Consider the following 12233-nt stretch of genomic DNA (forward strand, 5'->3'; position numbering starts at 1 on the left):
TAAGTGTTTACATTAATAATGATAGAATAAAACGAACTAATATATTAGCTGCAATAAAACTTAATGCAGATACAATTAGAGTCAATATAAACTTTAAAAATTTATTAATTTGTAGTCTGTAAATGCCGTAATTGATGGAAATTGCAGCACCTCCACAGGCTCCCCCTACAGCGCCATAATAAAGTAAAAGTACAGGTAATAAGCACCAAACTTTATCATACCATTTTAGTGGTTCTATTACTTGAATTTCTTCATCACCAACTTTAAGTTTAGGAATTGGATCCGTGCTAAAAGGTTTATTTGTCCAAGAAGCTACACAATTCTCACTGTTATTATTAGTAAGAATCATTTCACGTTTTCCTATCATCTCCACAGGAATATCATCAATAAGTAAACGTGGAGGTTTAAACCCACTCTTCTCAACCTCAACTTTTCTACCTTCAAATCCAGCTAAATCAATCTTATACCTCATAAGCCACCTCTTTATGTAAAAATTTATTTAATTTAAACTTCATTTAGAAGTTAATATGTACTTAATTTAATCCACAATTCATAATAAAAAACTTTATTTACTTCACAATTTAAAATCAATAATTGTGGATATTTCTCAGCATTATCCTTTCCCCCCTGAGGTCTATAACCAAATTATAGGTTTTAAAGCAAAATTTAAATCTGCAACTGCTTTCTATCTAGACCTCTGGGGTGCAGTATAGTATGGCATAATATTAGTCTAAATTCACTAAACTTGCTCCAAATCATACTGCACCTCAGGGGAACCCTAACGGGCTTCACTACTGTTCCCCAGAGGTGGAATAAAAATTGGAATAAAAAAGCTAGCAATTTCATTGCTAGTCAACAAATCTTATTTAAGAAATTATTTTATTTAAAAATAATTTCAACCTAAATTGTCCATTGTCAATCGTCAATTGTCCATTGATGAAGTTGTATAAGTATTTTACATTATTTAATAAAGATTTTCAATTATTTTAAATAAATAACGCCATTACAATGAATCTTAATTTCTATAAAATAATTTAAATTAAAGACATCTCTGCATAATATTATAGTATATTTTCATTTAGCTCTATATTATTTAATAACTTTTAAAATACTTTCACTAGAATAAATGATTAGCGAAAAATAAATTTAATAATAAAAAAGACTTTAGTCAAGTAGGATTTCTCTAATCAACCAAAGTCTTTTTTATTAAGCTAACAATTTAAGTGTATAACACATATATTTATTATTCTTGTTCTTCTTTATTAATTTCAATTAAATTTTTTGCAGCATTTTGCACTGCTTCTATTGATGCATTTATATTTTCTACTGTTGCATCTTCTGCATTTACTTTTTCTGCTTCTGCAGTAACTACTTCTTGAAATGTTGTCCAAGATGCTTCTGTATAGTTAACTTCTTCGTATTTAGCAACTTCTTCATTAAATGCTTTTTTAGCTGCTTCTATTTTTGTTTCTAATTTTTTTGCAGCATTTTGTACTGCTTCTATTGATGTATTTATGTTTTCTACTGTTGCATCTTCTGCATTTACTTTTTCTGCTTCTGCAGTAACTACTTCTTGAAATGTTGTCCAAGATGCTTCTGTATAGTTAACTTCTTCGTATTTAGCAACTTCTTCATTAAATGCTTTTTTAGCTGCTTCTAATGCTTGTTCTTCTTTATTAATTTCAGTTAAATTTTTTGCAGCATTTTGTACTGCTTCTATTGATGCATTTATGCTTTCTACTGTTGCATTTTCTGCATTCACTTTTATTGTTTCTTGTTCAACTACTGCTTGGAATGCTTTCCAAGATTCTTCTGTATAGTTAACTTCTTCATATTTAGCAACTTCTTCATTAAATGCTTTTTTAGCTGCTTCTAACGCTTGTTCTTCTTTATTAATTTCAGTTAAATTTTTTGCAGCATTTTGTACTGCTTCTATTGATGCATTTATGCTTTCTACTGTTGCATTTTCTGCATTCACTTTTATTGTTTCTTGTTCAACTACTGCTTGGAATGCTTTCCAAGATTCTTCTGTATAGTTAACTTCTTCATATTTAGCAACTTCTTCATTAAATGCTTTTTTAGCTGCTTCTAACGCTTGTTCTTCTTTATTAATTTCAGTTAAATTTTTTGCAGCATTTTGTACTGCTTCTATTGATGCATTTATGCTTTCTACTGTTGCATTTTCTGCATTCACTTTTATTGTTTCTTGTTCAACTACTGCTTGGAATGCTTTCCAAGATTCTTCTGTATAGTTAACTTCTTCATATTTAGCAACTTCTTCATTAAATGCTTTTTTAGCTGCTTCTAACGCTTGTTCTTCTTTATTAATTTCAGTTAAATTTTTTGCAGCATTTTGTACTGCTTCTATTGATGCATTTATGCTTTCTACTGTTGCATTTTCTGCATTCACTTTTATTGTTTCTTGTTCAACTACTGCTTGGAATGCTTTCCAAGATTCTTCTGTATAGTTAACTTCTTCATATTTAGCAACTTCTTCATTAAATGCTTTTTTAGCTGCTTCTAAAGATTCTTCACCTGGTTTTATAACTTCACCTTCTGTTATTTCTCCATCTTTTTCAACTATAGTTTTTATATCTCCAGTTACATTGACAGTATCAGATTCTCCAGCATTTTCTGTAAAATCATTTATTTTCATGCCCTTATTGTGTACATCTATTATTCTGTCAATATCAACATATTTTCCAATTTTATTATCATAATATCCTACAACTTGTCCTTTTTTTGAAAAATCCTCAAATAATTTTTTATCACTGTTTAATGAATCTAGCAAATCATCTATACTATATTGATAATTTACATCACTATCTCCCTTTACTAATATATCTGTTACAGCTCCAAAAGCAGGTACACTTATTGATACACTTAAAATTGTAGCTATTGCAGCTGAAGATAAAACATTAAAAATTCTCTTGTTTTTCATAAATAGACCTCCCTATAAATTTAACATATGTCCTTTTTCGTCAATATCCCTTAGTTTTAATATTTGTATGTTATAAAATTAATCATATTAAAATATAATTAATCTAAATTTTAGATAAAAAAAATATAGTATATTTCTCTCATACTGTATACTATATGTTCATTTAAAATTACTGGATTTGGATATAATCCAAACCCAGTAAACTTCTTAAATTACTTTAATGGACTTATAACTATAGCTTGAACATCAACTTGTTCTTTTGTCATTTCTCCATATACTGATCCTGAGAATTTCTTTGTAACTTCTGAATAAGCTAACTCATAATCTTTATCATTACCTTTGCTATCTTTTCCTTTATAAGTTACCTTAAATTTGCTAGGATCTTGAGTTCCTTTTAATTCTATAACTACTTCTGTTGATCCAATTATTTTACTAGGTTCTGCTGAAACCACCTCAGCTGTTACTTTCTCTTCTACATCATTTTTAACTAAAGCTTTTCTAGCTGCTTCTAATTCAGTTTTAGCTGTTTCTAATTCTGCTTTAGTAGCTTTTTCATTAGCTACAACTTTTTTAGCTGCTTCTAATTTCTCTGAGTAGTTATTCCATGATGCTACTGTATAGTTTTCTTTTTCTTCTACTTTTACATCTATTTCTGCTTGTAATTCTTTTTTAGCTGCATTTAATTCTTTATCTGCATCTGTTACACCAGTTATTTCACCAGTATAAAATGGTGTATCTTGTAATAATGCAGCATTTCCTGCTATATCCTGGATGCTTCTAGCTTCTTTTGCATTTTCTGCTCCTCCAGTTAATTGTACTTTGTATTTAAAAGTTCCTTTTACTTTTATTTCTATTTGAATGATGTTGCCATTCTTTAATGAAGTAACATAATCTGTACCTGCAGATAATTCTTCTTCTTTACCACCTATTTTAGTAACTTTGAAGTCTTTAGCATATAATCCTACTAAAGCTGAGTTGCCGTTTAATGCTTCAGTGAATGGTACTTCTATTATATTTTTATCAACTGTATAGTCTATTTTACCATCTTTTGTTTTTACTTCTGGTGCTATACCATCATGTAATCCTGCTGTTTCTTTAGCTGCGCCTTTTAATCCAGCAGCTGTTTCTATTGAATTCTTTTCTTTAACTGATAGTGTGAAGTCACTAGTAGCTGTTGGTAACTTGTCATCAGTAGTTATTGTTACAACTGCTCCTTCAAAGCTAACTTTCTTAATATCTATGTCTTTCTCTTTAACGTTATCTCTAATTACAAAGTCACTAGCAGAAACCTTACCAATAGATTGGTTAAATTTAACTTTTATAGTGTTTCTATCTGTAGCTTCACCATTAATCTTGTCACCCCAAGATTCTTTATAAGTAGCTAATTTTGCTCCTGATTCTTCATCAGATTTAATTTCTGCTTTTGATCTGTATCCATCAAGCATGTTGCCATCGATATCTTCTAATCCATGGAAGTAAATCATCTTTAAGTTTTCACCAAATACAACCTTTTCTCCATTAATTTTTTCTGGTAAAACTATTTTTACAGATTTGCTATTTTCAATTGCATCAACTTCTGTATCACTTGGTAATGAAATTTCTTTACCATCAAATTCTATTGAGTAATGCTTTTTATTCTCTAATGTAGAAGCATCCATTCTCTTATTAAAGTTTAAGATTATAGTTCTCGTATTCTCACTTGTAGAATGACTTGAGTATTTAGGCTTTTCTGTATTTTTAGTATCTATTTCTTTTTCATAAGGTAACATAGTATTCTTTAGATAAGTTGCATCTTGAACTCCATCAATTTTAATAGTGTTCTTTCCTGCTGGAAGTTTTTCTATTAAAGTGATTTCTACTATATTATTGTCACTACCAAAGCCAATCTTGTCTATACCTCTAACTTTTCCATCTTTGTCTTTTATAACAAAGTTTTTATCTTTTAATGACTCTTTAAGAATGTTTTTGCTGAATTTCACAATTACAACTTTACCGTCTTCAGCAGTGTTTACATTTCTAACTACTGGTCTAGTTGAATCAACTTCTGGTTTAACTTTTATTTCTTTTTCTTTTATTACATTATCGCTGTAGTCTTTAACGTCTTCTACATACATTGTCATTTCGTATCCAGGAAGTCTCTTTTCTTCTCCCTCGAAATAGAATGCATAAGTTTTTCCATCTATTTTTCTGTATTTGTTAGCTCTTATTTTCTTATCATCTTTTTTGTGGTATAAGCTTGATTCGCTTACTGATTCTGGATCAACATCTTCACTGAAAGTTACTATTACTTTCTCTAATGTTGCTTCAGTTTTTACTACAGTTGGAGCTGTTGTATCTTCAACAACTGTGAATTTGTGGTCAGAAGCTATTGCTTTAAATCCAGCATAATCTTCTACGCCTTCAATTTCTAGCTTATGCTCTCCTAATGATAATTTTTCTGAGTCGTATTGTTTTAATATTACTTCTCTGCCATTATTGTCGATTTTACCATAATAAGTTTTTCCATCTAATTTAACATTACTAGAAGTGATTTTCTTAACTGGTTCACTAAATACAATTTTAATTGCTTTAGTTCCTAACCCTTTAACTTCTTTAACTTCTGGATATTCGTTATCCATTGGAGTGAATTCGAAATCTTTAGAAACTATTTCTTTATCTCCAGCTAATACTGTATCTACAGTTAATTTGTATTTTTCTTGGTTTGATAATACTTTTCCATTATCATTTTCTTTTATTTTTAATACTACAGTTCTTCCATCTTCTTGTAAAACTGCGTCTTCTATTTTAACGTTTTTGTTTATTGAGTAGTTAGTTACATCTTCAGCTGAATCTAAATCAACTTTCATTCCAAATGTAACTACAACTTCTTTTAAGTTAGTTGCTTTTACTGAAGAAACTTCTGCTTTGTCAACTACATCTTTAACTCCTAGAGCTGTCATTAAGTCTTTAACAGTACTAGTGTTGATTCCGCCACCAACTTCATAAACTGTAGCAACTGCGCCTTGTCCTTCTAAGAATTTCTTTTGTCCATCTGCTAATTTGCCTCCAGCTAATACTATTGGAGCTCCTTCTTTACCAGCAACTGGACCTGCTGCTAATGCGTCAACTAATTGGTTTTCTTGAGCTGCGCCATCTTTAGCAACATATACTGATTTAACTTGTTTATCGCCGTAGAATTTTTTCATTACTTCAGCGTTAGTTTCATTTCTGTTAGCTCCGCCAAGTCTTTCTGCTTTTAAATCGCTTTTGATTGAGTCAGCAACAACAGCGCTTCCTCCAACAACTACAGCTTCTTTGTCTTTAGCAGCATCTTTAACAGCTCCTAAATCTTTACCGTTTGTAAGTAAGATAGCCATGTTGTTTTCAGCAGCTGGTGCAGCAACTGATAATGCGTCTGCTAATCTTCCATTTAATCCGTTAACAACAGCAACTTTTTTAGCATCTAATTCTTTAGCTACTTTTGCTGATGTTTCAAATCTGTCAACACCAGATATTCTTTCTACTTTTAATCCAGCTTTTTCTAATTCAGCAACAACTGCTTTAGAAACTACGCCTTCTCCACCTACTACGAATACGTTTTTAGCTCCTAATTTTTCAATTCTTTCTTTAGTAGCTTTTGTTAATTCTCCAGCATCTGTTAAAAGAATTGGAGCATCTTTTAATTTTGCAAGTGGTGTAGCTGCTAATGCGTCAGCCATAGCTAAAGCGTTAACTAAAACTACGTTGTCAGCCTTTTCCCATTTTTCACTTACTTTTACAGCTGTTTCGTATCTGTTGTTTCCAGCTAATAATTTTTTCTCGATAGTCTCTTTTGATTCAACGGCGAACACGTTAGCGCTCATTGTTGTAAGAGTAGCACCGAGTAATAGTGTTGAAATAACTCTTGAACCTTTTTTCATCTTTTTACTCCCCTTTTCTTTTTAGTAAATTCATTCTGTCTAATGCTAGCTTACGCTTCTCTCAGCATTTTATAGAACATTTCCTTCTTTAGTACATTCACTACAAGATATTTAAATTCATCTCGTCTGCGATCCTTACCATATCTTCTAATGTATTAAGGGTATGTTCCATAATTATACTGAGGTGCCTCAGCTGCATTAGAGCTTTGCATGTATAATTTACATATTAATAATTAACAGAGTTAATTTTTAACCAAGTTAATTTTAAACTAAATTAAAATCCCCCATGATATTAACAAAGTTTTATGGATTTTTTCTTTCCATAGAGTATACGTTTATAGTATAATAAAAGTTACCAAGTAATTATTTTTTTAATGAAGATTTAATCTTTGCTTGATTATCTCTTTATTAAAATTTTCATCTTTTTATTTTTCTATGGAATATTTTATCCGTAAACTTGCACTACCTTTAATATAAAAATATTGCAGTATTTTTATATTAAGACATTTTATCATGCTAGGATATTTTCTATCCGTTATTGGATAGTCACTATCTACAAAAAGATAGCTGTGCATTTATTTACTATTACGGATAAGATATTCTCTTTTTTTCTTCTTTTTCCTTTCAACTTTTTTTATATTTTTTTATTTTTTTTGTCTTTTTTTATTGTTTTTTATTTTTTTAAATTTCATACAATTTATCTAAAAATTTTGGTACATTTTCCATAATTTAACCGACAAATTTTGCGTTTTTTCTACAATTGTATAATAATTGCAAAATAATTTGTAGTTCCTTCAATTAACTTTTTATAAATTCTTGAATAATCAGGCTTACATTAGTATTTTTCTTATAATAATTAAAAGTTTTTAATTATTATCAATTTTATTTTAAAATTTTCTAAAAAGTTTATTTTTAATTAAAAATTCATTATATTAAATGCTAACCTTTACCATATATATTATTAATTAACTAATTTTAGAACTTCTATAGTAGCCATTATTGGATTTTTATATCCTTTTACTCTTCCAAAGAAAATTTGTTTTCCTTCTCTATGAGTTTCCACAATAGTTGTTCCTTTTCCGGTGACATCATACCAAACTACTTCTCTATATACATTTTCTCCATCTTCAAGAATAGCTTGTACTTTATCAGGTAATATATAACTTTCTTCTGGTTTTAAAGTTACTCTTATATCCTGTATAGAAGTTATATCCTCTCCTACTGAAAAAACTTTAGTTATTTTTTTATCAGAATCTTTTTCTCTACCAATATATTTATATTCTCCAAGATAGGTTGTATCTATATAGGTAGTTTCTTCTCCCTGAGGATTGTACCAAGTAATTTCTTTTCCTTCATAAACTTTAGGCAGAGATATATCGTAATTTACTAAAAGTTTTTCTACCTCATCATCCCCCTTAGTAAGTAATGCTATATTTTTTTCTCCCTGCGGTGATACTATCTTAACTTCCTTTGGAAACGCATTTAATGCCTTTGCTCCTACCACAAACATAAGTATGACTATAAAAGTTAAAAATTTATTACCTTTCATATGAAACCTCTCCTTTTTACAATTGACAATTGACAATTATTGATTTTGTAACGGTGAACAGTGTTCGCCACAGAATAACTAGCGATATAATCGCTAGTAAAAAAATTGATTTAAAAAATTATTTTGCTAAAAAATAATTTCAACCACAATTGTGAATTGTGCACTGTGCATTATCTTAATTTCTATTAATAAATATTACCATTATTTTACAGTAATATTCCACTATAAAATTTAAATTCCTTCATAAAGAAAAAAAGTTTTAAAATTTTTTTGAAATCTAAAGCAAAATAAAAACTAACAATTATATTACTAACAATTAATCATTAATTATCTAACTGTAGTCCAGAACAGCGTTCACCATAATATTATTAAATTATGACATATACAAAAGTGGCGAACACTGTTCGCCGCTACGATGAATCTATTAAAAAAATTATTTTGTTTAAAAATAATTTCAACTATAATTCTTCATTCTTATATTATAAAAGGGACGTTTCATTGATTATCTCCATTAATATTGATTAGAGTTCTTGGTATTGCTCCGAATTATACTGCACCTCAGGGTAACCCTAAAGGGCTTCACTACTGTTCCCCAGAGGTGAGATGGGGACGGTTCATTACAAATAATAAAATTAATATCATCAAAAGCTATTAAACAAAAATATTTAAATCAAAACTTTTATTAAAATATAAAAAACTAGCAATCATATTGCTAGTTAAAATCCATTAAAAAAATTAGTTTGGCCAAAACTAATTTCATCTTTTATTCTTCATGCTTAATTCTTAATTTTAGTAGGCTTTTATAAGATTTAGTTAAATTTATTTAGTCTTGCTACCAATCATACTGCACCTCAGGGGAACCCTAAAGGGCTTCACTACTGTTCCCCAGAGGTGAAAAAAAGTGGCGAACAGTGTTCGCCGCTACAATAAATCTATTAAAGAAATTATTTTGCTAAAAATAATTTCCTCCTTAATTGTCAATTGTCCTTTGTCAATTTTCCATTGACTAAAGCATTCCATTCATAAAAGCATTTCGTAGAAATAAATTCATTATAAATTCTAATAAATAATTGTTTATTATTACATTTAACATATATCCTAAGGATACTATATAAATTATTCTGTCTTTATTTACTCTTAAGCTGTTAACTAATCCTAGAGTTATTGATACAAAGAAAGCTACCATTAATGTAGCTAGTATTGCTACCATGAATACAAAATTAGAATTAATTAATATTAATAAAAGTAATATTAAATATCCTACGGTATAATACACTAATGATGAAGTTACAATTTTAAATATATCCATATAAGTGTTTTTGCTTCTAAATATTTTACACATTATATAAATACATAATGTTATCAATAGAGCAAATATTATCATCGAAACTAATGAAATACAAAATATGCTACCTCCACTTAAAATTTTACTGTTTTGTATCTGATTTGCAAGGCCACTGAAGCCATAAGGCATTCCTCCATATAACATACCTTCTCCAGCAGTAGTAGCATTTAAAGAGGCTACTAGACGATTAATTACCACTCTTACCATACCTACTGAAAATAATGAATTTATTATTGATATAATTCCTAATAATATCCAAGCAGTACCACTGTTAAGTTTTTCTGTAATTCCCTTCATTGTTTCAAAGGGTCTTGAGAACATTCCCTTTACCAAATTTAAAATACTATACTTTTCTTCAAAATTTTCTTCTGGTGCATAACTCTCAAGTTTTATTTCCTCTCGAAAAGTTTCTTCATTAGTAGTTTCAGTGTTAACTTCAGCATTTTCATTGTTAACTTCATTCTTTTCTGTACTTTCATCCACAGATGAATCTTGCTCTAGTTCCTTACCACATACCTTACAGAAGCTTATATCTTCATCATATTGTATGTCACAGTTTTTACAACGCTTCATTTTACTTCCTCCTTATTTTTAATACTTAATATAATTGTAACCTACATAATTATAGTTACATATATCCTTTGCAAAATATTCTTATTTTATAAACGTTAACTTAATTCAATTCACAATCCACAATTGTGGAGATTTCTCAGTGAAAACTGAGAAATTTAAATTGATTCTTTTTAAAGTTACACAGTAACTTTTTATAAAAAACTAGTAATTGTAATTTCTCCATAGCATTGGTTAGATTTATTAATATTGTTCCAAACTATGCTGCACCTCAGGGGTTTTAGTGTTGTATCTTTGAATAAGTATCCTAAATTACCTAAAGAAACCTTATTGATATTTTAATAAGAATATTATTAAAATTGTTTTAAAGGAGGTAATTTATCATGATCAGCAGAAAAATGGAAAAAGTTTTTATAAAATTAATTAAACCAATTTCTAGGAATAAAGTAAATTATTTAGCAAACACGTACAATAGTGATTTCAAAACAAAAACTTTTGATACTTTTTCTCACGTAAAATCAATGATATTTCTACAGGTTTCTAATTATAACTCACTTCATGCTTTAGTTGATGTTTATAAGGAAACACCAAGTATGCAAGAACTTTTTAACTTACCAAGTATATCTCAAATATCTCGTAAAAATGAACAAAGAAATTATCAGGTTTTCGAAAAAACTTTTCAAGATATTGTGAGCTATTTTGTAAAAAGAGTTGGGTTTAATAAAGCGTCAAAGAAATTAGGAAATATAAAAATTATGGATTCTACTACAATTCAAATAGCTGCTAAATTAGCTCCGAAGCTTTATTATGAATGTGAAAAATCTTCAATTAAATTTAATATACTATATAACTATACAAAAGATATTCCTGAAAAAGTTAATATATTTCCTTCAAAGATTAGGGATATGGATTGTATAGACAACATTATTATGGATGATGGAAGCATATATTTATTTGATAGAGGATATCGTAGTTATAAGTGGTATAGTACGCTTTATGATGATAAAATTCAATTTATTACTCCACTGTATACAGATGCTAAGGTGTTTTATTGTGGGGAAAGATATTGTTCAAAAGACAATGTATTAGATAGAGATATATTATTAGGTGCCAATGCAATTAAAAATAAAGATACAGATGAAAATAAAAGAGTATATAGGGAAATTACTTATACTGATATTAACAGTAAAAATGAAGAGGTAGAAATAAGATTATTAACAAATATGCGTAATATATGTGCAAGAAAGGTAATTTATCTTTATAAAATAAGATGGAAAATTGAGTGCTTTTTCAAGTGGATTAAGCAGCACCTAACAATTAAACATTGGATAGGTCACAATGAAAATGCACTCAAAATACAGATTTACTCTGCATTAATATCTTATATATTATTGCAAATTTTAAATATAGAATCTAAAAAGAACATGACCATGTTAAAAGTAATGCGAATAATACGAACTAACTTATTAATGAACGTTCAAGATGTCCCACTATTTGGAACATGATTTTAGCAAAAATTTAAAAATTTTTTTAAAAATACTCGCAATAATATTTGCATTATTACTGTAAATATATTGAAAAAAACATGTAAATTACTATTAAGTATAATAATTACCTATAAATTTATCAAATAAATATTAACATGTGTTTCTATATTTTATTTTTCTTGGAACGATGCAACACTAAAACCTCAGGGGAACCCTAAAGGGCTTCACTACTGTTCCCCAGAGGTGAAAACTAGCAATTGTATTGCTAGCAAAAAGAATCAGTTAAAGAAATTATTTTGTTTAAAAATAATTTCAACCGTAATCCTTCATTCTTCATACTTAATTCTTAATTATCATAAGTTCTCCATAATATCATTGAATTATAATGCGTGCAAAAAAAGTGGCGAACACTGTTCGCCGCTACAAAAATCTATTAAAGAAA

Annotated in this window: 6 protein-coding genes; 1 reads left to right on the top strand and 5 read right to left on the bottom strand. The window is 28.7% G+C overall.

All coding sequences use genetic code 11. The features are described from left to right. Positions 1-7 precede the first annotated feature (7 nt). The 5 genes from ACWPW7_RS00065 to ACWPW7_RS00085 form a co-directional block, all read right to left on the bottom strand. Entirely contained in the window at positions 8-472 is a 465-nt protein-coding gene (locus ACWPW7_RS00065; RefSeq protein ID WP_454051878.1) for a hypothetical protein, read from the bottom strand. Between the two features lie 771 nt (positions 473-1243). Then, positions 1244-2941 (bottom strand): hypothetical protein, encoded by a 1698-nt coding sequence (locus tag ACWPW7_RS00070; protein ID WP_454051879.1) that lies wholly within the window; start codon positions 2939-2941, stop codon positions 1244-1246. A gap of 212 nt (positions 2942-3153) precedes the next feature. Then, positions 3154-6840 (bottom strand): cell wall-binding repeat-containing protein, encoded by a 3687-nt coding sequence (locus tag ACWPW7_RS00075; RefSeq protein WP_454051880.1) that lies wholly within the window; start codon positions 6838-6840, stop codon positions 3154-3156. 961 nt (positions 6841-7801) lie between these two features. Further along, the gene (locus tag ACWPW7_RS00080; RefSeq protein WP_454051881.1) at positions 7802-8389 is read right to left on the bottom strand and encodes an Ig-like domain-containing protein; all 588 of its coding nucleotides are present in this window, start codon (positions 8387-8389) and stop codon (positions 7802-7804) included. Positions 8390-9395: 1006 nt separating this feature from the next. Continuing rightward, complete coding sequence (locus tag ACWPW7_RS00085; protein ID WP_454051882.1) at positions 9396-10307, bottom strand: hypothetical protein; 912 nt, start codon at positions 10305-10307, stop codon at positions 9396-9398. Positions 10308-10687: 380 nt separating this feature from the next. Between ACWPW7_RS00085 and ACWPW7_RS00090 the strand changes: the two genes are divergently transcribed. Next, a complete protein-coding gene (locus ACWPW7_RS00090) occupies positions 10688-11809 on the top strand; it encodes an IS4 family transposase (protein ID WP_454051883.1) in 1122 nt (373 codons plus the stop codon). The last annotated feature ends 424 nt before the right edge of the window (positions 11810-12233 follow it).

It is taken from the genome of Clostridium sp. Marseille-Q7071 (genome assembly GCF_965112025.1).